General features: G+C 53.0%; 18 protein-coding genes and 1 tRNA gene. 12 read left to right on the top strand and 7 right to left on the bottom strand.

All coding sequences use genetic code 11. The features are described from left to right. Nucleotides 1–35 precede the first annotated feature (35 nt). Nucleotides 36–2,672, top strand: coding sequence for a DNA topoisomerase (ATP-hydrolyzing) subunit A (gene gyrA, locus AAHF05_RS15165; RefSeq protein WP_049006420.1), 2,637 nt, complete (start codon nucleotides 36–38; stop codon nucleotides 2,670–2,672). 135 nt (nucleotides 2,673–2,807) lie between these two features. Beyond that, nucleotides 2,808–5,654: a two-component system sensor histidine kinase RcsC gene (gene rcsC / locus AAHF05_RS15160; protein ID WP_129324232.1), complete on the top strand. Its 2,847-nt coding sequence runs from the start codon at nucleotides 2,808–2,810 to the stop codon at nucleotides 5,652–5,654. Between the two features lie 65 nt (nucleotides 5,655–5,719). Here rcsC and rcsB read toward each other — a convergent pair whose 3' ends face one another. Both rcsB and rcsD read right to left on the bottom strand, forming a co-directional pair. Further along, nucleotides 5,720–6,370, bottom strand: a complete 651-nt coding sequence (gene rcsB / locus AAHF05_RS15155; protein WP_003859405.1) for a response regulator transcription factor RcsB — start codon at nucleotides 6,368–6,370, stop codon at nucleotides 5,720–5,722. A gap of 16 nt (nucleotides 6,371–6,386) precedes the next feature. After that, complete coding sequence (rcsD, locus tag AAHF05_RS15150; RefSeq protein WP_028016273.1) at nucleotides 6,387–9,059, bottom strand: phosphotransferase RcsD; 2,673 nt, start codon at nucleotides 9,057–9,059, stop codon at nucleotides 6,387–6,389. A gap of 743 nt (nucleotides 9,060–9,802) precedes the next feature. Here rcsD and AAHF05_RS15145 point away from each other — a divergent pair. The 7 genes from AAHF05_RS15145 to mqo all read left to right on the top strand — a co-directional run bounded on the left by AAHF05_RS15145 (nucleotide 9,803) and on the right by mqo (nucleotide 19,076). Next, nucleotides 9,803–10,915, top strand: coding sequence for a porin OmpC (locus AAHF05_RS15145; RefSeq protein ID WP_028016274.1), 1,113 nt, complete (start codon nucleotides 9,803–9,805; stop codon nucleotides 10,913–10,915). 116 nt (nucleotides 10,916–11,031) lie between these two features. Further along, a complete protein-coding gene (gene apbE, locus AAHF05_RS15140; protein WP_028016275.1) occupies nucleotides 11,032–12,090 on the top strand; it encodes an FAD:protein FMN transferase ApbE in 1,059 nt (352 codons plus the stop codon). Nucleotides 12,091–12,162: 72 nt separating this feature from the next. Further along, nucleotides 12,163–13,221: a bifunctional DNA-binding transcriptional regulator/O6-methylguanine-DNA methyltransferase Ada gene (gene ada / locus AAHF05_RS15135; RefSeq protein ID WP_049006423.1), complete on the top strand. Its 1,059-nt coding sequence runs from the start codon at nucleotides 12,163–12,165 to the stop codon at nucleotides 13,219–13,221. Beyond that, a complete protein-coding gene (alkB, locus tag AAHF05_RS15130; protein ID WP_028016277.1) occupies nucleotides 13,221–13,871 on the top strand; it encodes a DNA oxidative demethylase AlkB in 651 nt (216 codons plus the stop codon). The genes ada and alkB overlap by 1 nt, the downstream gene beginning before the upstream one ends. A 75-nt stretch (nucleotides 13,872–13,946) precedes the next feature. Further along, on the top strand, nucleotides 13,947–15,590 hold the full coding sequence (locus AAHF05_RS15125) for a multidrug ABC transporter permease/ATP-binding protein (protein ID WP_129324233.1): 1,644 nt from the start codon (nucleotides 13,947–13,949) through the stop codon (nucleotides 15,588–15,590). Nucleotides 15,591–15,734: 144 nt separating this feature from the next. Continuing rightward, a complete protein-coding gene (gene mgtE, locus AAHF05_RS15120; RefSeq protein WP_028021368.1) occupies nucleotides 15,735–17,171 on the top strand; it encodes a magnesium transporter in 1,437 nt (478 codons plus the stop codon). A gap of 255 nt (nucleotides 17,172–17,426) precedes the next feature. Continuing rightward, nucleotides 17,427–19,076, top strand: coding sequence for a malate dehydrogenase (quinone) (gene mqo / locus AAHF05_RS15115; RefSeq protein WP_028016280.1), 1,650 nt, complete (start codon nucleotides 17,427–17,429; stop codon nucleotides 19,074–19,076). Nucleotides 19,077–19,111: 35 nt separating this feature from the next. Here the strand turns inward: mqo and eco are convergent, their stop codons facing one another. After that, nucleotides 19,112–19,615, bottom strand: coding sequence for a serine protease inhibitor ecotin (gene eco / locus AAHF05_RS15110; RefSeq protein WP_129324234.1), 504 nt, complete (start codon nucleotides 19,613–19,615; stop codon nucleotides 19,112–19,114). Between the two features lie 208 nt (nucleotides 19,616–19,823). On the opposite strand from eco, the gene AAHF05_RS15105 reads away from it, so the two are divergent. Together AAHF05_RS15105 and AAHF05_RS15100 are read left to right on the top strand one after the other, a co-directional pair. Continuing rightward, nucleotides 19,824–20,084 carry a DUF2534 family protein gene (locus tag AAHF05_RS15105; protein ID WP_008500962.1) on the top strand — a complete coding sequence of 87 codons (261 nt, stop codon included), beginning with the start codon at nucleotides 19,824–19,826 and terminating at the stop codon, nucleotides 20,082–20,084. Nucleotides 20,085–20,207: 123 nt separating this feature from the next. Then, nucleotides 20,208–21,395, top strand: coding sequence for an MFS transporter (locus AAHF05_RS15100; RefSeq protein WP_129324235.1), 1,188 nt, complete (start codon nucleotides 20,208–20,210; stop codon nucleotides 21,393–21,395). A gap of 36 nt (nucleotides 21,396–21,431) precedes the next feature. On the opposite strand, the gene AAHF05_RS15095 is transcribed toward AAHF05_RS15100, so the two are convergent. The 3 genes from AAHF05_RS15095 to AAHF05_RS15085 all read right to left on the bottom strand — a co-directional run bounded on the left by AAHF05_RS15095 (nucleotide 21,432) and on the right by AAHF05_RS15085 (nucleotide 23,588). After that, nucleotides 21,432–21,508 (bottom strand) — tRNA-Pro (locus AAHF05_RS15095). A 72-nt stretch (nucleotides 21,509–21,580) separates the two neighbouring features. Next, on the bottom strand, nucleotides 21,581–23,341 hold the full coding sequence (gene yejM, locus AAHF05_RS15090; RefSeq protein ID WP_028016283.1) for an LPS biosynthesis-modulating metalloenzyme YejM: 1,761 nt from the start codon (nucleotides 23,339–23,341) through the stop codon (nucleotides 21,581–21,583). Nucleotides 23,342–23,360: 19 nt separating this feature from the next. After that, on the bottom strand, nucleotides 23,361–23,588 hold the full coding sequence (locus AAHF05_RS15085) for a YejL family protein (protein ID WP_129324289.1): 228 nt from the start codon (nucleotides 23,586–23,588) through the stop codon (nucleotides 23,361–23,363). 134 nt (nucleotides 23,589–23,722) lie between these two features. On the opposite strand from AAHF05_RS15085, the gene yejK reads away from it, so the two are divergent. Next, on the top strand, nucleotides 23,723–24,730 hold the full coding sequence (gene yejK / locus AAHF05_RS15080; RefSeq protein ID WP_028016284.1) for a nucleoid-associated protein YejK: 1,008 nt from the start codon (nucleotides 23,723–23,725) through the stop codon (nucleotides 24,728–24,730). Nucleotides 24,731–24,780: 50 nt separating this feature from the next. Here the strand turns inward: yejK and rplY are convergent, their stop codons facing one another. Beyond that, nucleotides 24,781–25,065, bottom strand: coding sequence for a 50S ribosomal protein L25 (gene rplY / locus AAHF05_RS15075; protein WP_023312497.1), 285 nt, complete (start codon nucleotides 25,063–25,065; stop codon nucleotides 24,781–24,783). Nucleotides 25,066–25,109: the final 44 nt, after the last annotated feature.

Raw genomic sequence — 25,109 nt, 5'->3', positions numbered from 1 at the left:
TTGAATCCGGGATACAGTAGAGGGATAGCGGTTAGATGAGCGACCTTGCGAGAGAAATTACACCGGTTAACATCGAGGAAGAGCTGAAGAGCTCCTATCTGGACTATGCGATGTCGGTCATTGTTGGCCGTGCGCTGCCGGACGTCCGCGATGGCCTGAAGCCGGTACACCGTCGCGTACTATACGCCATGAACGTATTGGGCAATGACTGGAATAAAGCCTACAAAAAATCTGCCCGTGTCGTTGGTGACGTAATCGGTAAATACCATCCTCATGGTGATTCCGCGGTGTACGACACTATCGTCCGTATGGCGCAGCCATTCTCGCTGCGTTACATGCTGGTAGATGGTCAGGGTAACTTTGGTTCTATCGACGGCGACTCCGCCGCGGCAATGCGTTATACGGAAATCCGTCTGGCGAAGATTGCCCATGAGCTGATGGCCGACCTGGAAAAAGAGACGGTTGATTTCGTTGATAACTACGACGGCACGGAAAAAATTCCTGACGTTATGCCAACGAAAATCCCTAACCTGCTGGTGAACGGTTCGTCCGGTATCGCCGTCGGTATGGCAACCAACATTCCGCCACACAACATCACGGAAGTGATCAACGGTTGCCTGGCGTATATCGACGATGAAGACATCAGTATTGAAGGGCTGATGGAACACATCCCGGGCCCGGACTTCCCGACGGCGGCGATCATCAACGGTCGTCGTGGTATTGAAGAAGCGTACCGCACCGGTCGCGGCAAGATTTACATCCGTGCCCGCGCTGAAGTGGAAGCGGACGCCAAAACCGGCCGTGAAACGATCATTGTTCACGAGATCCCGTATCAGGTGAACAAAGCGCGTCTGATTGAAAAAATCGCCGAGCTGGTAAAAGAAAAACGTGTTGAAGGTATCAGCGCGCTGCGTGATGAGTCTGATAAAGACGGCATGCGCATCGTGATTGAAATCAAACGCGACGCGGTGGGTGAAGTTGTTCTGAACAACCTGTACTCCCAGACTCAGCTCCAGGTTTCCTTCGGTATCAACATGGTTGCACTGCACCATGGTCAGCCGAAGATCATGAACCTGAAAGAGATCCTGAGCGCGTTCGTGCGTCACCGCCGTGAAGTGGTGACTCGTCGTACCATCTTTGAACTGCGCAAAGCGCGCGACCGTGCGCACATCCTTGAAGCGCTGGCGGTTGCCCTGGCTAACATCGACCCGATCATCGAACTGATCCGTCGTGCGCCAACCCCGGCAGAAGCGAAAGCGGCACTGATTTCCCGTCCGTGGGATCTGGGTAACGTTGCAGCAATGCTGGAACGTGCGGGTGATGATGCTGCGCGTCCTGAGTGGCTGGAACCCGAGTTCGGCGTGCGTGACGGTCAATACTACCTGACTGAACAGCAGGCCCAGGCGATTCTGGATCTGCGTCTGCAGAAACTGACCGGCCTTGAGCATGAAAAACTGCTCGACGAATACAAAGAACTGCTGGAACAGATTGCTGAGCTGCTGCACATCCTGGGTAGCGCAGAACGTTTGATGGAAGTGATCCGTGAAGAGCTGGAGCTGGTCCGCGATCAGTTCGGCGATGAGCGTCGCACCGAAATCACCGCGAACACCGCGGACATCAACATCGAAGACCTGATCAACCAGGAAGACGTTGTTGTGACCCTGTCTCACCAGGGCTACGTGAAGTATCAGCCGTTAACCGACTACGAAGCACAGCGTCGTGGCGGTAAAGGTAAGTCTGCGGCACGTATTAAAGAAGAAGACTTTATTGACCGCCTGCTGGTAGCGAACACTCATGACACGATCCTCTGCTTCTCAAGTCGTGGTCGTCTGTACTGGATGAAGGTCTACCAGTTGCCGGAAGCGAGCCGTGGCGCGCGTGGTCGTCCAATCGTTAACCTGCTTCCGCTGGAAGCGAACGAACGTATTACCGCCATTCTGCCGGTACGCGAGTACGAAGAGGGTGTGAACGTCTTTATGGCGACCGCCAGCGGTACCGTGAAGAAAACCGCGCTCACCGAGTTCAGCCGCCCACGTTCTGCGGGTATCATCGCTGTGAACCTGAACGAAGGCGATGAGCTGATTGGCGTGGATCTGACCTCCGGTTCGGATGAAGTGATGCTGTTCTCTGCGGCCGGTAAAGTGGTGCGCTTTAAAGAGAACGCCGTCCGTGCAATGGGTCGTACCGCTACGGGCGTTCGTGGTATCAAGCTGGCTGGCGAAGACTCTGTGGTTTCCCTGATTATTCCGCGCGGTGAAGGGGCTATCCTGACCGTGACGCAGAATGGTTACGGTAAACGTACGGCGGAAGGGGAATACCCAACCAAGTCTCGCGGCACGCAGGGCGTTATCTCTATCAAAGTCACCGAGCGCAACGGTTCTGTTGTGGGCGCGGTTCAGGTAGATGATACCGACCAGATCATGATGATCACCGATGCCGGTACGCTGGTGCGTACGCGCGTTTCTGAGATCAGCGTGGTGGGTCGTAACACCCAGGGCGTGATCCTCATCCGTACTGCGGAAGATGAAAACGTTGTGGGCCTGCAGCGTGTTGCAGAGCCGGTGGATGACGAAGAGCTCGACTCTATCGACGGAAGCGCAGCAGAGGGCGACGATGAAATCGCGCCAGAAGCCGACACCGACGATGATGCAGCGGATGACGCTGACGAGTAATGTCTCCTGATGCAAATAGGGCCGGATTCCGGCCCTTTTCTTTTGCAGATGCAGACAAGTGAACGTTGCGACAAGGCGCGTTTACCGCTACCTTAAACCCATTCTTTTTGACCCCGACGGCGGAGCCTCGCCCCCTTGAAATACCTCGTCTCCTTTCGTACTACGCTGAAAGTTTCTCGCTATCTGTTTCGGGCGCTGGCGCTCTTGCTTTGGCTACTGGTGGCATTGTTCTCGGTGTTTTACATCGTTAACGCGCTGCATCAGAAAGAAGCGGAGATCCGCCAGGAGTTTAATTTAAGCTCCGACCAGGCCCAGCGCTACATTCAGCGAACGTCTGATGTAATGAAGGAGCTGAAGTACATTGCTGAAAATCGTCTGACGGCGGAGAACGGTATTCTTGCTCTTCGCGGTCGTAACGACAAAACCGAAGTCCCGGACTTCCAGCCGCTGTTCCCGGATTCCGATTGTTCCACCATGAGCAATACCTGGCGTGGATCGCTGGAGTCTCTTGCCTGGTTTATGCGCTACTGGCGCGACAATTTTTCTGCTGCTTATGATCTCAATCGCGTGTTCCTGATTGGCAGTGAAAATCTCTGCGTGGCGGATTTTGGCCTGCGCGATCTTCCCGTCGAGCGTGATGATGCGTTGAAAAGCCTGCACGAACGCATCGTGAAATACCGCAACGCACCGCAGGATGAACGCGGCAATAACATCTTCTGGATAAGCCAGGGCCCGCGCACGGGGGTGGGTTATTTCTACGCCCTGACGCCGGTGTATCTGGGCAATCGCCTGCAGGCGCTGCTGGGGATTGAACAAACCATTCGTATGGAAAACTTCTTCACCCCAGGCAGTCTGCCAATGGGGGTGACTATTCTTGATGAAAATGGACATCAGCTTATCTCCCTTGCCGGGCCGGACAACCGTTTAAACGTCGATCCGCACTGGATGCAGGAGCGATCGTGGTTTGGTTATACCTCGGGGTTCCGCGAACTGGTGCTGAAGAAGAGCCTGCCGCCTTCGTCGCTGAGTATCGTCTATTCGCTGCCGGTGGATATGGTGCTTGAGCGGATACGTATTCTTATCATGAATGCGATTCTGCTCAACCTGCTGGTGGGGGGCGCGCTGTTCACGCTGGCGCGCATGTATGAGCGGAAAATCTTTATTCCTGCCGAAAGCGACGCCCAGCGGCTGGAGGAACACGAGCAGTTTAACCGCAAGATTGTTGCCTCGGCGCCGGTGGGGATCTGTATTCTGCGTACCCAGGACGGGACCAACATCCTGAGTAACGAACTGGCACATAACTACCTGAACATGCTGACGCACGAAGACCGGCAGAGGCTGACGCAAATTATCTGCGGTCAGCAGGTTAACTTTGTCGACGTGCTGACCAGCACGCACACTAACCTGCAGATCAGCTTTGTGCATTCCCGCTATCGCAATGAAAACGTGGCGATTTGCGTGCTGGTGGATGTCTCTGCACGCGTGAAGATGGAAGAGTCGTTGCAGGAGATGGCGCAGGCGGCAGAGCAGGCCAGCCAGTCGAAATCCATGTTCCTTGCGACCGTCAGCCACGAGCTGCGTACGCCGTTGTACGGGATTATCGGTAACCTCGATCTGCTGCAGACGAAAGAGCTGCCGAAAGGCGTCGACCGGCTGGTGACGGCGATGAACAACTCCTCCAGCTTGCTGCTGAAAATCATCAGCGATATTCTCGACTTCTCCAAAATTGAGTCCGAGCAGCTGAAAATTGAGCCGCGTGAGTTCTCGCCGCGCGAAGTCATGAACCACATCAGCGCCAACTATCTTCCGCTGGTGGTGCGTAAACAGCTGGGGCTTTACTGTTTTATCGAACCGGATGTGCCGCTGACATTGCACGGCGATCCCATGCGCCTGCAGCAGGTCATCTCTAACCTGCTCAGCAATGCCATTAAATTCACCGATATCGGCTGTATTGTTTTACACGTTTGCCGGGCCGGTGATTACCTGAGTATCCGCGTGCGGGACACGGGAGTGGGTATTCCGGCGAAAGAAGTGGTTCGTCTGTTCGACCCGTTCTTCCAGGTCGGTACCGGCGTGCAGCGTAACTTCCAGGGCACCGGGCTGGGGCTGGCAATCTGTGAAAAGCTCGTGAGCATGATGGACGGCGATATCTCTGTTGATACTGAGCCCGGCATGGGTAGTCAGTTCACTATCCGTATTCCGCTCTATTCGGCTCAGTATCCGGCAAAAACGACGGTTGACGGCCTGAGCAATAAGCGCTGCTGGCTGGCGGTGCATAATGCTTCACTGAATGACTATCTCACTGCGCTGCTCACTCACAGCGGCGTGAGGGTGTCCCGCTATGAAGGTCAAACACCGGATGTGGACGATGTGTTGATTACCGACGATATGCCGGAACAGCCGTGGCAGGGAAGAGGGATGGTACTCTTCTGCCGTCGTCACATCGGCATCCCGGTTGAGCGTGCGCCGGGAGAATGGGTACATAGCGTAGCAACGCCGCATGAGCTGATGAGCCTGCTGGCACGCATCTACAAAGTGGAGCTGGAAGAGAGTGACGGCGCGGGTGGATTACCGTCACCGGAGTCTCTGGCGTCGGTGAATGACGATATGATGATTCTGGTGGTGGATGACCATCCGATTAACCGCCGCCTGCTGGCCGACCAGCTGGGTTCGCTTGGCTATCAGTGCAAAACGGCTAATGATGGCGTGGATGCGCTGAATGTACTGAGTAAAAATCATATTGATATCGTTCTCAGCGACGTCAACATGCCAAACATGGATGGCTATCGTCTGACGCAGCGCATCCGCCAGCTTGGCCTGACGTTACCGGTTGTGGGCGTGACGGCGAACGCGCTGGCGGAAGAGAAACAGCGCTGCCTTGAGTCAGGTATGGACAGCTGTTTATCAAAACCGGTGACGCTGGATGTGCTGAAGCAGACACTGTCTGTTTATGCGGATCGCGTGAGAAAAACGCGGATATAAAAAAAGGCCCGCAAGGGCCTTTACGTTTTCACCCTTCCCTGTGGGAGAGGGGCACACGTAGGGAATCAATCCTTATCCGTTGCGCTCAGCGTGACGGAGGAGAGATAGTTCAGCAGGGCAATATCGTTGTCCACACCCAGCTTCATCATCGCTGATTTCTTCTGGCTGCTGATGGTTTTTATACTGCGGTTCAGCTTCTTGGCAATTTCGGTCACCAGGAAACCTTCGGCGAACAGGCGCAGTACTTCGCTCTCTTTCGGCGACAGGCGTTTGTCACCGTAGCCACCTGCGCTGATTTTTTCCAGCAGGCGAGAGACGCTCTCAGGCGTGAATTTCTTGCCTTTCTGCAGCGCAGCGAGCGCTTTTGGCAGATCGGTTGGTGCGCCTTGTTTCAGCACAATGCCTTCGATATCCAGATCCAACACCGCGCTCAGGATCGCCGGGTTGTTGTTCATGGTCAGAACGATAATCGAGATATCGGGGAAGTGACGTTTAATATATTTGATGAGCGTGATCCCATCACCGTACTTGTCCCCAGGCATGGAGAGATCGGTAATGAGCACGTGTGCATCAAGCTTTGGGAGGTTATTGATCAGTGCTGTAGAGTCTTCAAATTCACCGACTACATTCACCCACTCGATCTGTTCAAGTGATTTGCGAATACCGAACAGTACAATCGGATGGTCATCGGCAATAATTACGTTCATATTGTTCATGTATAAGGCTACCTTGCTACAGCAAGCTTTTGACGTAGGCGTCAATGTCGCTGATGTATTTTTCAATGCCAGAGGCATCTTTCTCACGAATTAGATGTTCCAGCGTTTCACATAACTGCTTGCCGGGAACCAGATTAAGCATGGCAAACACCCCTTTAAGCCGGTGTGCTGTCTGTGCCAGCGCTGCAAAATCATTCGCAGCGGACTCAGTATACAACCGCTTAACATCATCTGGTACTGTATCAACAAAGAGCGAATAATATCCGCTGGCGTGAAGCTCGGCATTTTCATTGCTGCCTTGCGGGGATTCCGCTATCTCTTCCTGCGCCAGCTGTTCTTCTATTAGTTGTAGTACAGCTTCCTGCATCGCATTGCTTATATTAAAGTTGACGCGCAGCTGGCCAGGGCCGATTTTCCGCACGCCTGACTCATCATCGCTTAAAAGCAAGCCGGAGGCAGTAAGATTAGACGGATTATCAGTTAAAAACAGATCAAATTCTTGACTTGCCAGCCTTTCATCCGGCGTGATGCAGGCCGCGCCCCAGTTTTCTAACTGACGAACCACAATATTGCGGATCTCATTTGAGGTCACATCGACCATCACCACAACATCATCCAGCAGACGTTCTTCATCTTCTTCTTGTGGATTGGCGGCCATTTTAACGTGCAGAGAGTACCGGGTGCCGAGGGATTCACGGGCCTTGATATTCAGGTGACCACCAAGCTTACGCGCCAGTTGATCGCATAACCAGAAGGTCAGCGCATTGGCTTTGCCGTAATGATCGCTCTGCGTGTCATTAAGGAACGGGAAGTGCAGATTATCAATTTCGCTCGTTGTGACGCCTTCCCCGGTGTCCAGGATGCGGAACGTCAGACGATCTTCAGCAGACTCGTCTGTGCTCACCTCCAGGGTGATCTTGCCAATCTGCGTGGTGGTCACCGCATACTGAATAAGCATCAGCAGAATGCGGCGCAGTGCTTCGCGATCGCCATGACGTTCATCATTCGCGGATAAATGGTTATTGATTAGCAGTTGCAGTCCTTTGCGCTTAATCACGGGCAGGACTTCCGGAACCACTTCATCGATCAGATTCTGAATGGAGAAGAGGGTAGGTGTTCCTTTCCAGAAATCATTCTCCAGCATATTCGCCAGTTGGATCTCATCAACCATACGAACCAGTGAGTCGGCCTGGCTGGCAAGCTGGTGGCTTTCTGACGTATTTAACGCTGCCGCCTGGGTTGCCAGCGTTTTTAATGGCTGTTTGAAGGCATCACCAATATTCTGCATGAATGCCGCGCGCCCCTGCTGGTTTTTCTCATACAGTCTTTGCGCCTGCTTCAGCTTTTTATTCACCAGCACTTCTCTATCCTGATCGCGGATAATGAAAATTTGCGTGCGTGGGGCGATTTGACTGCGGAACTGACGGATCTCGTACAGTTCATTGTTGATGGTGGCCTGAATCACCCCCTGGTGCTGATCCGCCATGGTGGTGATGTTTTGCAGGTTAAGATGCGGCAGCAGATGGTCGGCAATTTTGTTGCTCATCACCGTACGATTCGCTTCCTGGTCGTGAACTAAGACCCCAAGCGGCAGCACGGAAACAATCTCTTCATTCAATGCACGTAACACGCGCAACTCATTAGTGGTGCCCGCCGGAACCGCAGAGGCGTCGCTTTGACGACCCGGCTGGAAACGAAACGTACTGTAGCCAAACAGAGCCAGCGCCAGCAGACCGATATTCAGCAGCAGAGGCAGCAGGATATTTTGCAGGGTGTCGAGCAACAGCGTGCCAAACGGCACCTGCCACACCAGACGCATACCGGTTGAGTTCAGCGAAGAGGCAATTTCAATTTTCGAGCCATTAAAAGAGATCGATACGCTCTCTGCGGCCTCTTTGTCAGACGCCGCACGCATATTCTGTGTGCTGCTGTCTGGCTCAAGGCGGAAGCTGTCGAGCGGCATATCCGGCGGGATTAAATCATTAATTGGCAAATCGAAGGCCACCACCGTCGCCAGATGCCCTGGCTGGTTGAACGTGGTGCGCAGGGTAAAATAGTGACCATTTTGCCAGGCCAGGCGACGCAGGGAAGAGAAGCTCTCACGTTCATCGAGAGCATTTGCCTGCTGCAACATCTCTGCCCGACGGGAATCGACGATGCTGCCCACGGTTGTCTCTTTAAACCCGGAAGAGAGATCTTTCAACGGCAGCGTCGAGATCAGGATCATGCTGTTGTCCTGACCATTCAGATAGTACATCGACCACGGCACGGTTTCGGCTCCCCAAAGGGTATCCAGATAGGTCGAAATGCGCTGCGTCATCTCCAGCGTCGCACTGTCGTGAGAGCCAAAGATAAGTGCCTCCGTTTTGCGCTGCGGTTTTTCGAGATAATAGACGTCCTGCTTAAGACGTGTCTCCTGCAGCCCATCCCCGGATGAGGTTGCGGGCGCAGCCGCAATATTGTCGTAAATCTGCCAGGTGGCGTAGCGCCAGGTATCAATGCGTTTGTGTACGGCATGGGTGATATCAACAACCTGATAGCTTTTGTCCTTTAGCCAGGCGTTCACCGCGCTCTGCACCATAACCCCCATGGTGACTAACAGCACAACGATCAAAAGAAGAAAGAAACGGGTGATGCTCCCGGGGAGGAGGGAGAATTTGCTCGGGGCGGTAGTTTCAGTCTGACTCATTGATATCTCTAACCTGTGATGGTCGTGCTCTGTCGCGATAGGGCAGTATAAAGGGTAATAACTGAATTTCCAGCGCCACTGGTCTGGAAGCGACGACTTTTTCCACAGGTAATATCAGAGATGGAAAGTGTCCTAAACATGTACACACTCACCGGGAATGTACAAATATAAAACAGTGCTATATGGCAAAAAGCACGAATTAACAAGAAATTGAGTTTTTCATCATTTTTTCCACGTCGGGGGATACGCGGCGAGAATTTAGTTAATAGTCGTTACAATTTCAGGGTGGTAGCACAGGAAAAGAAAATTTACGTAAAGAAAGGTAAAAAAAAACCGAATGCGAAGCATCCGGTTGAATTAGGGATAAACAGACATTCAAAACTGAATGACGGTAATAAATAAAGTTAATGATGATAGCAGGGGTTATTTTAGAGATTAGGCGCGATCTTGTTTTGTCATTCAGTGCTGTAACGAATTTTATTGTAAATCGTTGATATTTATGTGGTGATTTTTCTGTTTGATTATGCGTGCTAAATTTCTAAGCTATTTGTGCTTTGTAAAAGTTCCTTGATATTTACAAATTGAAACATGTTGATGCATAAATGAAACATCTTCAAAGTTTTAGTATCATATTCGCATTGGATTATTCTGTAATTTTGCGGAGAATGAAATTGCCGACTGGTTAATGAGGGTTAACCAGTAAGCAGTGGTAATTATAAGGCATATAACAGAGGGTTAATAAAATGAAAGTTAAAGTACTGTCCCTCCTGGTACCAGCACTGCTGGTAGCAGGCGCAGCAAATGCGGCCGAAATTTATAACAAAGATGGCAACAAATTAGATCTGTACGGTAAAGTCGATGGTCTGCACTATTTCTCTGACGACAAGGGTAACGACGGCGACAAGACCTATATGCGTCTTGGCTTCAAAGGCGAAACTCAGGTTAACGATCAGCTGACCGGTTACGGCCAGTGGGAATACCAGATCCAGGGCAACACCACTGAAGGTGACAACCAGTCCTGGACGCGTGTGGCGTTCGCGGGTCTGAAATTCGCTGAGGCGGGTTCTTTCGATTACGGTCGTAACTACGGCGTAATCTACGACGTAACCTCCTGGACTGACGTTCTGCCAGAATTTGGCGGCGATACCTACGGCGCAGACAACTTCCTGCAATCCCGTGCTAACGGCGTTGCAACCTACCGTAACCAGGACTTCTTTGGTCTGGTTGACGGCCTGAACTTTGCTCTGCAATATCAGGGCAAAAACGGCAGCGTAAGCGGTGAAAACACTAACGGTCGCAGCCTGCTGAACCAGAACGGCGACGGCTACGGTGCATCCGTGACCTATAACCTGGGCGAAGGCTTCAGCGTGGGCGGCGCAATGTCCTCCTCCAAACGTACCGCCGACCAGAATGCAGCTGGCGTATACGGTAAGGGCGATCACGCAGAAGTCTATTCTGGTGGCCTGAAATACGATGCCAACAACATCTATCTGGCAGCGCAGTACTCTCAGACCTACAACGCAACCCGTTTCGGTACCTCTAACGGCAGCAACCCAACTACCGCTTACGGCTTTGCCAACAAAGCGCAGAACTTTGAAGTGGTTGCTCAGTACCAGTTCGACTTCGGCCTGCGTCCTTCCGTGGCTTACCTCCAGTCTAAAGGTAAGGACATTGAAGTTTACGGCGATCAGGATCTGCTGAAATATGTTGATGTGGGTGCGACTTACTACTTCAACAAAAACATGTCTACCTATGTGGACTACAAAATCAACCTGCTGGATGACAACAACTTCACCAAACAGGCTGGTATCGGTACTGATGATATCGTAGCGCTGGGTCTGGTTTACCAGTTCTAATCGCTTCGCAATTTGACAAAGGGGCCTGATGGCCCCTTTTTAGTCTGTTTTTTTAGGATCTCACAACTTACCCGTTTTGGTGTACTCTTGCCGCCCTGGCATGAGGATAATAATGAATGGACATGACTTTTTTACGCGCCAGCTTTCTGGCTACTTTTTTTTTCCTGACCGCTTGTGACTCTTCCACGCCGCCGGTGGCGAAAGCCGATGCACCTGCGGCGACGGTGCTTGAAGGTAAAACGATGGGCACCTTCTGGCGCGTCAGCGTTATGAACCTTGATAAAACGCGCGCAGACGAACTCCGTGGCAAAATACAGTCTCAACTGGATGCCGACGATCAGCTACTTTCAACGTATAAAAATGACTCGGCGCTGATGCGCTTTAATCTCTCAAGCAGTACTTCCCTGTGGCCGGTTAGTGAAGCGATGGCCGATATCGTGACGGAGTCACTCCGCGTGGGCTACAAAACCGGCGGAGCGATGGACGTCACCGTTGGACCGCTGGTAAATCTCTGGGGGTTTGGCCCCAACAAGCAGCCGGTCACCACACCCGATCAGGCAGCCATTGATGATGCCCGTGCCAGAACCGGTCTACAGCATCTGACGGTGATCAATCAGTACGGTCAACAGTACCTGCAAAAAGATATCCCCGATCTGTTTGTCGACCTGTCAACGGTTGGGGAAGGCTATGCGGCAGATCACCTGGCAGCGCTGATGGCCCAGGAAGGGATTTCGCGTTATCTGGTGTCTGTGGGGGGCGCCTTAGTGAGCCGCGGCATGAACGCCAGTGATAAGCCCTGGCGGGTGGCCATCCAAAAGCCGACCGATCGGCAAAACGCCGTGCAGGCGATGGTGGATATCAACGGGCATGGCATCAGCACATCCGGAAGCTACCGTAACTATTACGAACTTGACGGTAAACGCATTTCGCATGTCATTGACCCACAGACCGGGCGCCCAATCACCCATAATCTGGTTTCGGTGACGGTCATTGCACCCACTGCGCTGGAAGCCGATGCCTGGGATACCGGGTTAATGGTACTCGGACCGGAGAAAGCCAAAGAGGTGGTTCGCCAGGAAGGGCTGGCGGTTTATATGATCATCAAAGAGGCTGACGGATTTAAAACCTGGCATTCGCCGCAGTTCAACAGCTTCCTGGTGAGCGAAAAAAATTAAAAAGCAAGGTTGCGGGTTTTTTATCAGTGGCACTCAGGCACGCTGTATGTATGCTTGTAAGAGGAGTTGATGATGAAAAACCCGACCTTTATTACCGATGAAGAGCGCTGGCAGGCCGTGCTGGCCCGCGATCCACGCGCTGACGAACAGTTTGTCTTTGCCGTGCAGACCACGGGGATCGTGTGTCGTCCGTCCTGTCGTGCCCGCCACGCGCTGCGTAAAAATGTCTGCTTTTATGCTGATGTCCACCATGCCATTCAGGCAGGGTTTCGCCCGTGCAAGCGCTGCATGCCGGACAAAGGCAATCCTCAGGAACAGAAACTGGCAAAAATAGAGCACGCCTGTCGCCTTCTGGAGCAGGATCCCACCCTGACACTGGAAAAGCTGGCTAACCAGGTTGCCATGAGTCCTTTCCATTTCCATCGTCTGTTTAAATCCGTGACGGGTATGACGCCAAAAGCCTGGCAGCAGGCGGCGCGGGGACAGCGACTGCGCACGGCGCTTGCGCAGGGAGACAACATTACCGACGCCGTGCTGGCGGCAGGATTTCCTGATAGCAGCAGTTATTATCGTAAAGCCAGCGATACGCTGGGTATGACGGCGAAACAGTATCGTAAAGGAGATGTGGCCGTGCGTTACGCCATTGACGACTGTTCGTTAGGACTCTGTCTGGTTGCTGAAAGCGAGCGGGGGATCTGCGCGATACTGCTGGGTGACAGCGATACAGAATTAACCGAAGAGCTTGCTACGCTGTTTCCAAAAGCAGAGCGCGTACCGTTGGAAGACGCTTTTGCGCTGCGGACCCACCAGGTGATCGCCAGTATTGATAACCGTGCAGTGCCGCTGTCACTGCCGCTGGATATACGTGGAACTGCTTTCCAGCAGCGCGTCTGGCAGGCCCTTCGCGACATTCCCTGCGGTGAAACGGCAAGTTATCAGCAGGTGGCAAAAGCAATTGGTAAACCCAATGCCGTACGTGCCGTTGCCGGAGCCTGCGCTGCAAACAAACTGGCGATTGTGATCCCCTGCCATCGCGTTGTTCGCAATGACGGTGCGCTATCGGGTTACCGATGGGGAACGGAACGAAAAGCGTTATTACTGAAACGTGAGGCGGAACACCAGGAGGGATGATGCTCGATCTTTTTGCGGATGCTGAACCCTGGCAGGAACCACTTGCTCCGGGCGCGGTGATCCTCCGCCGCTTTGCACTTTCACGTGCGGCGGCGCTGCTTGCCGGTATTGAAGAGGTAACGGCCGTTTCACCGTTTCGCCATATGGTGACGCCGGGAGGCTACACCATGTCGGTGGCAATGGCCAACTGCGGAGAACTCGGTTGGGCGACGAACGAACGGGGCTATTTGTATGCCCCTGTCGATCCCTTAACCGGTCAGCCGTGGCCTCCCATACCTGCTGTTTTTCAGTCTCTCTGCCACGAGGCCGCCGTGGCTGCGGATTATCCAGACTTCCGCCCGGATGCTTGTCTGATCAACCGCTACGCCGTGGGCGCGAAGCTCTCGCTGCATCAGGACAAGGATGAGCCTGACCTGCGCGCGCCTATCGTATCCGTCTCCCTGGGTCTGCCTGCGGTCTTCCAGTTCGGCGGGTTACGCCGCAACGACCCGCTCAAGCGCCTGATGCTAGAGCATGGCGATGTGGTGGTGTGGGGCAGGGAAGCGCGGCTGTTTTACCACGGCATTCAGCCTCTGAAACCCGGGGTTCACCCATTAACTGGCGAGTACCGATTTAACCTGACCTTTCGCCAGGCAGGAGAGAGTAAATAAAAATAAGAATTATTCTTGATGTAACCGCAGGGCAGTTTACACTGCTGGCTGATTTTTATTGTCCGGATTGCCTGCATGCAACTACTTCTTCTTGTCTGGCGTCAGTATCGCTGGCCCTTCATTGCAGTAATGGCGTTAAGCCTTGCCAGTGCCGCATTAGGTATTGGCCTGATCGCGTTTATTAACGTACGTTTGATTGAAATGGTCGACACGTCACTCTCCGTTTTACCGGAGTTTCTTGGCCTGTTGCTGTTGTTGATGGCGGTCACGCTCGGGTCACAGCTGGCGCTGACTGCGCTTGGGCACCATTTCGTTTTTCGTTTACGCAGTGAATTTATCAAGCGGATTCTGGACACCCAGGTCGAGCGTGTTGAACAACTCGGAAGTGCTTCTCTGCTGGCGGGACTGACCAGCGATGTGCGCGCCATCACTATTGCATTCGTCCGTTTACCGGAACTGGTCCAGGGGATCATTCTGACCTTTGGCTCTGCGGCCTATCTCGCCTGGCTCTCCAGCAAAATGCTGGCAGTGACTGCTCTATGGATAGTCATTACCATCTGGGGTGGTTTTGTTCTGGTGTCACGCGTCTATAAACACATGGCGGTGCTGCGCGAAACCGAAGATAAGCTCTATAACGATTACCAGACGGTGCTGGAAGGGCGTAAAGAGCTGACGTTGAACCGCGAACGTGCCGAGCATATCTTTAACCATCTCTACCTACCGGATGCGCGCGAATACCGACACCATATCATTCGCGCCGATACCTTCCACCTGAGCGCGGTGAACTGGTCAAACATTATGATGCTGGGTGCCATTGGCCTGGTATTCTGGATGGCGAACAGCCTGGGTTGGGCGGACACCAACGTGGCGGCAACCTACTCATTAACGTTACTGTTTTTACGCACACCGCTGCTCTCCGCTGTCGGCGCACTGCCTACCTTGCTGAGTGCGCAAGTTGCGTTTAATAAACTCAAAAAATTCGACCTTGCGCCGTTCAAAGCCGAATTTCCGTGCCCGCAGGCCTTCCCCAACTGGCAGACGCTGGAGCTTCGTAACGTTACGTTCCGCTATCGGGACAACGCCTTCTCCATAGGACCGGTCAACCTGACGATACATCGCGGTGAGCTGTTGTTCCTGATTGGGGGCAACGGTAGTGGTAAATCGACGCTGGCAATGTTGCTGACCGGGCTCTATCAGCCGCAATCGGGCGAGATTTTGTTGGACGGTAGGGCGTTGAACGCGGAGAAACCTGAGGATTACCGCCAGCTTTTCTCGGCGGTGTTCACCGATGTCTGGTTGTTTGAACAACTGCTTGGGCCTGAAGGGCAACAGGCCAATCCTGCGCTGGTGGAGAAATGGCTGACACAATTGCAGATGTCGCACAAGCTGGAGCTACAGGACGGAAAGATCCTCAACCTGAAACTCTCTAAAGGGCAGAAAAAACGCGTGGCGCTGCTGCTGGCGCTGGCGGAAGAGCGCGACATTATTCTGCTGGATGAGTGGGCAGCGGATCAGGATCCGCATTTCCGCCGCGAGTTTTATCAGGTTCTGCTGCCGCTGATGCGGGAGATGGGCAAAACCATTTTCGCCATCAGCCACGACGATCATTACTTCATTCATGCTGACCGTCTGCTGGAGATGCGCGACGGTCAACTGAGCGAGTTGACCGGTGAAGAGCGAGATGCGGCGTCGCGTGACGCGGTGGCGCGTACGGCATGATGCCGTTACCCTCTCCCCCACAGGGAGAGGGGATAAATCGCGGTCGAAATGCCGCTTTTTTCTCCATCCCGCCCTGTTGTTTATTCTTATTTACATATCCCCGCGCTATGCTTAATACCATCTTATTTCATGGATTTATGATTGATGTCGGTATTAACGAAAAACAGCGCCAGACAGCGTGACCAGGAACGCGCGCGACTGATCTGGCTTCTCACGACCGATAAAGCGGTCACTTCTGCGTTATTGGGTAAACTGACCCTGGCTGAGCAATATGATGTCGGCACCTTAGCCGACGATATTGCTGAGGTAGGTGCGCTGGTTGCCCACTTACCCCCGCCTGACCTGGCCGATACCCTTGAGGCGCTCCCTTCGGAGGAGCGCCATGCGTTGTGGCGTCTGGTGCAGGATCACGAGCGTGGCCAGGTGCTGCTTGAAGCCTCGGAAAACGTCTGGGATGACCTTATCGACGAGATGAGCGACCGGGATATTCTTGATGCGCTGAAAACGCTGGATATCGACGAACAGATTTACCTTGTTCAACATCTGCCGCGTAATCTGACCGGCCGCCTGCTGGCCTCTTTGCCAGCCGAAGAGCGGGCACGTGTGCGTCAGGTGATGCACTACGAGAAACACAGCGTTGGCGCGATCATGGAGTTTGGCGTTATCACGGTACGCCCGGACGTTACGCTTGGTACCGTCCAGCGATACCTGCGCCGCCTCGGCAGTATGCCGGATAACACCGATAAACTGTTTGTGACCTCGCGGGATAAAACGTTGCTCGGTGAGCTGGAGCTGAAAACGATCCTGCTCAATAGTACCCAACGGCGGGTGAGTGAGGTGATGGAGACCGAGCCGATGGTCTTCTCTCCGGAAGACGATGCTGAAAAAGCGGCGCGTACCTTCGAACGTGATGACCTTGTAAGTGCGGCGGTGGTCGATTCTGTCGGCAAGCTGATGGGACGCCTGACCATTGATGAGATCGTTGATGTGGTGTACGAAGAAACTGATAACGATTTACGTGCTCTCGGTGGGATCAGCGCGGAGGATGACGTCCATGCATCCGTTGGCAAGGCCGTCAAAACCCGCTGGGCGTGGCTTGCCATTAACCTGTGTACTGCGTTTATCGCTTCCCGCGTGATTGATGGTTTTGAACACACTATTTCTCAGTTAGTCGCGCTGGCATCGCTGATGCCGATTGTGGCCGGGATTGGCGGCAACACCGGAAACCAGACTATTACTATGATCGTCCGCGCGCTGGCGCTGGAGAACATTCAGCCTGGCAACTTTACCTTCCTGATCTTAAGAGAAATGGGTGTTGCGCTGATTAACGGCCTGGTATGGGGCGGCATTATGGGCGGTATTACCTGGTGGCTGTACGACGATATGGCGCTAGGAGGCGTGATGATGCTGGCGATGGTACTGAATCTGCTGGTGGCATCAATGATGGGCGTGATTATCCCTCTGACGATGACCAAACTGGGACGCGACCCTGCAGTGGGGTCGAGCGTGATGATCACTGCCATCACCGATACCGGTGGCTTCTTTATTTTTCTTGGGCTGGCGACGATTTTTCTTCTTTAATCAGATGCTTAATACGGGCGGGAAGCAGTACCATGATGATAATCCCGCCCAGTACACCCAATCCTTTCACTGCGTTTGCAAATTAATCGGTACCAGCAGCCAGCGTAATTCCCCACAAACAATCCATCATTAAATTTCACAATTACAATAATTTCGTAACCTTTAAACAATATTTAAAAGTTGTTACCGTGCCCCCGCAGCTTTTTTCACCTGCAATTTCCACGCATCAAGCACTTTTACACTAAGGCATAAATTATGAAAAAAATGACTGCCATGCTCTTTTCTCTGGCCGTGGGGCTTAACACCGTCTCAATGGCGGCGAAAGCTGACGCACCAAAAGAGCAGGAAACGGACGTCCTTTTAATTGGTGGCGGTATCATGAGCGCCACGCTGGGAACCTATCTGCAGGAACTGCAGCCAGACTGGTCAATGACCATGGTCGAACGCCTCGATGGCGTGGCGCAGGAGAGCTCGAACGGCTGGAACAACGCCGGTACGGGACATTCGGCACTCATGGAACTGAACTATACGCCGCAGAAAAAGGACGGTTCCATTAGTATCGAGAAGGCGGTAGAGATCAACGAAGCATTCCAGATTTCACGCCAGTTCTGGTCTCACCAGGTCAACAGTGGTGTGATGCATGACCCGCACTCCTTCATTAACACCGTGCCGCATATGAGCTTTGTGTGGGGCGAGCAGAACGTCAACTTCCTGCGCGCGCGTTACGCGGCTCTGCAGCAGAGCACGCTGTTCCGCGGTATGAAATACTCTGAGGACCACGCTCAGATCAAAGAGTGGGCCCCGCTGGTTATGGAAGGTCGTGACCCGAACCAGAAAGTAGCGGCAACCCGTACTGAGATTGGTACTGACGTTAACTACGGTGAAATAACCCGTCAGCTGGTGACGTCTCTGAAGAAAAAAGAGAACTTCAATCTGCAGCTCAGCACCGAAGTGCGTGGCTTTAAGCGCAACGCGGACAACAGCTGGAGCGTGACCGTTGCAGACCTGAAAAACAACGAAGCCGAGCACGTCATCAAGGCGAAGTTTGTCTTTATTGGAGCAGGTGGCGCGGCGCTGAAACTGCTGCAGGAATCCGGTATTCCGGAAGCTGACGATTATGCCGGTTTCCCGGTCGGCGGCCAGTTCCTGGTGTCCGAAAACCCGGAAGTGGTGAATCGCCATCTGGCTAAAGTGTACGGTCAGGCTTCTGTTGGTGCGCCGCCAATGTCTGTGCCGCACATCGACACCCGTATGCTTGACGGCAAACGCGTGGTGCTGTTTGGGCCGTTCGCGACCTTCTCAACTAAGTTCCTGAAAAACGGCTCTCTGTGGGATCTGCTCAGTGCAACCACCACCTCTAACGTTAAGCCAATGATGGATGTGGGACTGGATAACTTCGACCTGGTGAAATACCTGATTAGCCAGGTGATGCTCTCTGACGACGATCGTTTCGAAGCGCTGAAAGAGTACTACCCGGAGGCGAAGAAAGAAGACTGGCGTCTGTGGCAGGCGGGTCAGCGTGTGCAGATTATCAAGCGCGACCCGAAAGAGGGGGGTGTGCTGCGCCTGGGTACCGAAGTGGTAAGCGATAAGGATGGCACAATTGCTGCGCTGTTGGGTGCGTCACCTGGTGCATCTACCGCTGCGCCAATCATGCTGCACCTGATGGAAAAAGTGTTTAAAGATAAAGTATCCAGTCCTGAATGGCAGGCTAAGCTGAAAACCATTATTCCATCCTACGGTACAAAGCTGAACGGTAACGTGGAGGCTACGGAGCAGGAGCTGGAATACACCAGCCGTGTTCTGCAACTGCAATACGTTAAGCCGCAGGCTGCTGATACAGCGCCCAAAGCAGAGCTTAAACCTCAGTCGGAAAACAAACCGGTTGCGGATATCGCGCTGTAAATAAAAAAGCCGGGTATTGATTACCCGGCTTTTTTTCAACGTACTACCGCTTGTCCGATATTCTCATCAGCCTTCCAGACGCGATACTTCACTTCCACGTTTTCCGGCGTGTAGACCACGATCGGCAGCTTGCTGTTGTAGCGCAGCAGACTGTTGTCACCCAGATACGCCGTCACAAATTTCTTCTCTTTCTTGCCATCCGGGCAGGCCATCATGGTAGAGACCGGAGAGGTGACTTTATCGAAGACGTAATAGTCATAACCCCAGCCTTCTAGCGTTTTACTTTCCAGTTGACCGCCCAGACGATGCTGGTTGCAATCCACTTCCAGCGTTTTGCCAATTAACAGCTCCACTTTGAAATTTGCTTCATCCTGCTGAGCCGGTAACTGAATCACCTGACGCTTCATCCCTTTGTCCGCTTTCGGATACGGGGCAACTTTTTCCAGCGGCTGCTCTTTTGGGGTTTCGCTGGCAAAAGCGCTGGTGCTGACGCACGCGGCGGCGATCAGAGCGATGGCAAACTTAGGTGCGTTTTTCATTGTCATTCCTTTATGTCAAAACGATCCTGAACAGATTAGCATAGCGCTCATGAATGATTGGTTTGATTTACTTACATTTTCAATATTCTCAGTGTTATAAACTTAATTTTGGCATTTTTAATGGTTGTTTGTACTGGTGTGGAGTCTGGCGATAGTTCGTGTTATTTTAAACACCTTATAATGTTATTCATCTGTAAAGGGAAGAGAGATGGTTCGTGCAAAACTTAAAACACCTGAAGGCCGTAAGTTCCTCCTGGCGCTACTGGTTGTGTTTATGATTGCTGCCGCGTGCGTTGGGCGGGCAACCATTGTTGGCGTTATCGAACAGTACAACATTCCCCTCTCAGCCTGGACAACCAGTATGTATGTCCTGCAATCAGCGATGATCTTTGTCTACAGCCTGGTGTTCACCGTGCTGCTGGCTATCCCGCTGGGTATTTTCTTCCTGGGTGGACGCGAAAAGCACTAAGCCTTCATGAGCCAGCCTGCGGGTTGGCTTTTTATAGCCCCATTATTCCTCCTCAGGTTTTTTAATCCGCCATATCCTATTCTGTAAGCATTCAGGCAACTGTTTTTAAAGCAGGAGTCGCGCATGCTTTCCAGGTTTCCAGTACTCAGCCAGATCCCAAAAGGTGTCTGGGTTGTGGGAGGCGTCAGTATGCTGATGGATATCTCTTCAGAGAGTATTCACAGCCTGCTCCCTCTTTTTATGATGACCACGCTCGGGACCAGCGTGTTATTCATCGGTCTGATTGAAGGGCTGGCGGAGGCAACCGCTCTCTTTATTAAGGTCTTTTCGGGAGCGATAAGCGACTATCTTGGTCAGCGCAAAGGTCTGGCACTGTTGGGATATGGGCTGGGCGCGCTAAGCAAACCCCTTTTCGCTTTAGCCTCTTCCTCAGGTATGGTTTTAGGCGCACGTCTGATGGACCGAACGGGGAAGGGGATCCGGGGAGCACCGCGAGACGCACTGGTTGCAGACGTGACACCGCCGGAAATGCGCGGTGCGGCATATGGCCTGCGTCAGTCGATGGATACCACGGGGGCCTTTCTCGGACCATTACTGGCGGTGAGTTTGATGTTGTTACTGGACAATGATTTCCGAACCGTTTTCTGGATAGCGCTCATCCCCGGTCTGCTTTCAGTTGCACTGCTTTATTTTGGTCTGCAGGAACCGAAAAATCCTGTCGAGCACAAACGCACTAATCCCATCAAAAGAGCGAATCTGAAGCGTCTGGGGAAAGCGTGCTGGTGGGTGATTGGCCTTGGTGCGGTGTTTACTCTGGCCCGTTTCAGCGAGGCATTTCTTGTGCTTCGTGCGCAACAGTCGGGTGTTCCCCTGGCGTTTATTCCGCTGGTGATGGTGGTAATGAACGTTCTCTATTCACTCTCGGCCTATCCCTTTGGCAAACTTTCTGATGGCATGAGCCACACCCGACTGCTGCAGTGGGGGTTAATGGTATTGATTGGCGCAGATGTCGTTCTGGCGCTGAGTAGCCACTGGATAGGTATTATTCTCGGTGTCGCACTGTGGGGCGTTCATATGGGAATGACTCAGGGGTTGCTGGCGGCCATGGTTGCTAAAACCGCTCCGGCCGATCTGCGCGGTACGGCTTTTGGTATTTTTAGCCTGGTCAGCGGCGTGGGATTGTTAATTGCCAGCGTGAGCGCCGGAGCGATCTGGGAAGTGTTTGGCGCACAATACACGTTTTATGCCGGAGCGGTGATTTGTCTTGTTACGCTGGTGTATCTGCATAAAACACCGGGTGAGGAGCAATAAAAAAACCAGCCATCAGGCTGGTTTTTCAAGTGTATTTGGTCGGCACGAGAGGATTTGAACCTCCGACCCCCGACACCCCATGACGGTGCGCTACCAGGCTGCGCTACGTGCCGACGCATGAAAAGAATACTACTCGATTCCGTTTTGAATGCAAGGGAATCTGTCGCTAACTGGTTTATTATTAATCAGTTAGCGATGAAGCGCTTCTCATCCGTCAGGACCTGCAGCAGCAGGCTTAACTGCGGTTTCTGGTCTTTCAACCGCTCGCCCTGCAGGTTGTACGTCTGATAATTCCCGTTGCTGTTCAGCACCAGCGTCAGCTTAGGCGTGGTCACCACCAGGGTGTTATTCCCGGCAGCCGTAACCCAGTTATGGCGGCGCGTGGCACTGAAGAGATCTTGCCCCTGTGAATACTCGTTTGCTGGCGTGCTGACATGCAGCAGGCGTTGCATCAGGGTGGTCATCACATCTTTATGCTCGGTAAGCATAGTAATGCGCTGAGCCGGCGTGCCAGGCCAATGGATCACCAGCGGAACCTGAAGATTCGGTCGAGACCAACTCATTCCCTTCGTCTCGTCACCCAGCGGGACGCCATGGCCAGCGGTCACGATCACCACGGTATTATCCAGTTTGCCTGACTCACGCAGCGCCTCAAGCACTCGGCCTATCTGCGCATCCACATCGCCAGCCGCGCGGCTGTAGCGGCGTGCAAAGTCATTCTTATTGCTGTTAGCGAGCGTTGTGCCATTAAAGGCAACCCATGAGAACCAGCGGTTATCTTCCTGGGCGTATCGTTGCAGCCAGTTTATCCATTGGCTGGCGGTCTGCGCATCAGACTGATTTTGTGCCGCCGGCAGGGAGAAATCAGACAGCAACGCCTGGCGGTAAAGCGGGCTGTTAAAGCCATCAGAGGAGAACAGCCCTAACTGATACCCTTGCTGATTCAGCCCGGTGATCAGTGCCGCAGGCGTACGGGCAGACAGCACGCCGTCCATGTATCCGGCTGAGATGCCATAGAACAGCCCAAAGATACCCGCATCGGTAGAATTACCGGAGCTCATATGCTGGGTGAACGTGACGTTTTGACTCGCGAAATCGGCCAGCGCAGGCATCTGCTTCTCATAACGGGAATAGTTCAGGCCATCGACGGTAATCAGCAGGACGTTTTGCCCGCGGCCCATATCGCGATAGTGCAGATCGCTCAGAGGATACTGAACGCTGACTGCTTCCGGATTACCCTGTTCGACCAGACGGCGCTGGTACTCCTGCGCGTCAAGCAGACCGTGTTTTTCGAGGAAACGACGGGCGGTCATTGGATACGAGAGCGGCAGGTTAGCGCGCTGCATGGTAATAGGGCGATAGAAGTTTGCATCCGCCCAGATATACATAATATGCGAGCTGATAAATGAGACAAAAAAGAGCGCGGCGACGGGCTTGGCATAATGCCGCCGCCGGGTCAGGCTGCGAAGTTTTTGCCAGCTCCAGGTGGCAAACAGCATCTCAATCAACAGGATCACCGGGACGCTGATAAACATCAGCTGCCAGTCACGGGCCGTTTCATTCTGGTCGGGGTTAATCACCAGTTCCCAGACGATGGGATTGAGATGCAGGTGGAAGCGGGTGAACACTTCGCTGTCGATAAGCAGTAGTGTCATCCCCACCGTCGCAAGGATGGCGGACAAGAACCGCATCAGACGTTGCGACATGACGATAAACGTCAGAGGGAACAGGATCAGCAGATAGGTGGCGAAAACCAAAAAGCTAAAGTGACCTACAACGCTCATCCAGGAGTAGATACGCCCGGTTAGCGTTGTTGGCCAGTCTGCGACAAACAGATAACGACAGCCAATGACCGTCGCCAGCAGAATGTTGAACAGGGCAAACCAGTGCCCCCAGCTGACCATCTGGGAGACTTTTTCACGGTAGCGCTGACGATTCGTCACCATAAACTGTTGTTCGTATCCCTTAATGGGCCTGGTCGTTGCTGATGGATGACTGTAAAGCCTGGGCGAAAGATTTGGCGATCGCCTGACGCTGAGCCGGAGCAACGCTGGTATTAATCAGGTTGGTGACCATATTTCCCAAAACCATCAGGGAGAGATCGGTCGGCGTTTTATGTTTTTCCAGTACGTTAACCAGCTCACTGAGCAGCTGTTCAACGTGTTCATCACTGTAGCGGGAATGTTGTGGCATAAATCAAAATCAGTTTGTTGATGAAAGGGCAACATATTACCGTAGCAACAGCTTTTTTTCCCCTTTTTTATCTGTTGTTGCACACATGCCCTGGTGGTGGTTGAATACCGCCCGGTCTAAAAGGAGAGTTTATCATGAGTCTGGAAATCAACCAGATTGCCTTGCACCAGCTTATCAAGCGTGATGAGCAAACCCTTGAAGTGGTGCTGCGCGATTCGTTACTGGAACCCACGCCTACTGTTGTAGAGATGATGGCGGAGTTACACCGTGTCTACAGCGCTAAAAATAAAGCCTATGGCCTGTTCAGTGAAGAGAGCGAACTGGCTGATAGCCTGCGTCTGCAGCGTCAGGGCGAAGAAGATTTTCTGGCGTTTAGCCGCGCTGCGACCGGACGTCTGCGCGACGAGCTGGCGAAATATCCCTTCGCCGACGGCGGGATTGTGCTGTTCTGCCACTACCGCTATCTGGCCGTAGAGTATCTGCTGGTTACCGTATTGAATAACTTAAGCAGCATGCGCGTGAACGAACAGCTGGATATTAGCTCAACGCATTATCTGGATATTAACCATGCGGATATCGTGGCCCGTATTGATTTGACCGAGTGGGAAACCAACCCGGAGTCGACTCGCTACCTGACTTTCCTGAAGGGGCGCGTGGGCCGCAAAGTGGCGGATTTCTTTATGGACTTCCTCGGCGCCAGCGAAGGCCTGAACGCCAAAGCGCAGAACAAAGGGTTGCTCCAGGCGGTTGATGACTTCACGGCAGAAGCGCAGCTCGATAAATCTGAGCGGCAGAACGTGCGCCAGCAGGTCTATAGCTACTGCAACGAACAGCTGCAGGCGGGGGAAGAGATTGAGCTGGAGTCGCTGTCAAAAGAGCTGGCGGGCGTCAGCGAAGTCAGCTTCCAGGAGTTCACCGCGGATAAAGGCTATGAGCTTGAAGAGAGCTTCCCGGCGGATCGCAGTACGCTGCGTCAGTTAACCAAGTTTGCCGGCAGTGGCGGCGGGTTAACCATTAACTTTGATGCGATGTTGCTGGGAGAACGCATTTTCTGGGATCCTGCCACCGATACGCTGACCATTAAAGGAACGCCGCCGAACCTGCGCGATCAGCTTCAGCGCCGTACTTCTGGCGGTAAATAGCAGGCACAAAAAACCCCGCAGAAGCGGGGTTTTTCTCGACGAGTTTGCGATTACGCGCGAACGAAGTCGATGTGAGTCAGTTTTGGCTTGAACGCGTGACGCTGAACAGCCTGAACTTTCACTTTTTCTTCTTTACCGCCAACAACGATGGTCAGAACTTCGCTGTAGAATTCAGCTTTGGTCTGCAGGTTCCACAGTTTGTCGTGATCCAGTTCGATTGCAACTGGAGCAGCTTCGCCACCGTAAACGATAGCCGGGAACTTGTTAGCGTTACGCAGGCGGCGGCTCGCACCCTTACCCTGCACGTTACGTACTTCTGCTTCGATAGTAAACATTGATTTCTCTCTGTATTTAAAACCCTACTACAGGCGACCCAGCA

The sequence above is a fragment of the Enterobacter adelaidei genome (assembly GCF_041937165.1).
GTDB classification, from domain to species: domain Bacteria; phylum Pseudomonadota; class Gammaproteobacteria; order Enterobacterales; family Enterobacteriaceae; genus Enterobacter; species Enterobacter adelaidei.
This window is presented reverse-complemented; position numbering and strand designations above follow the sequence as displayed.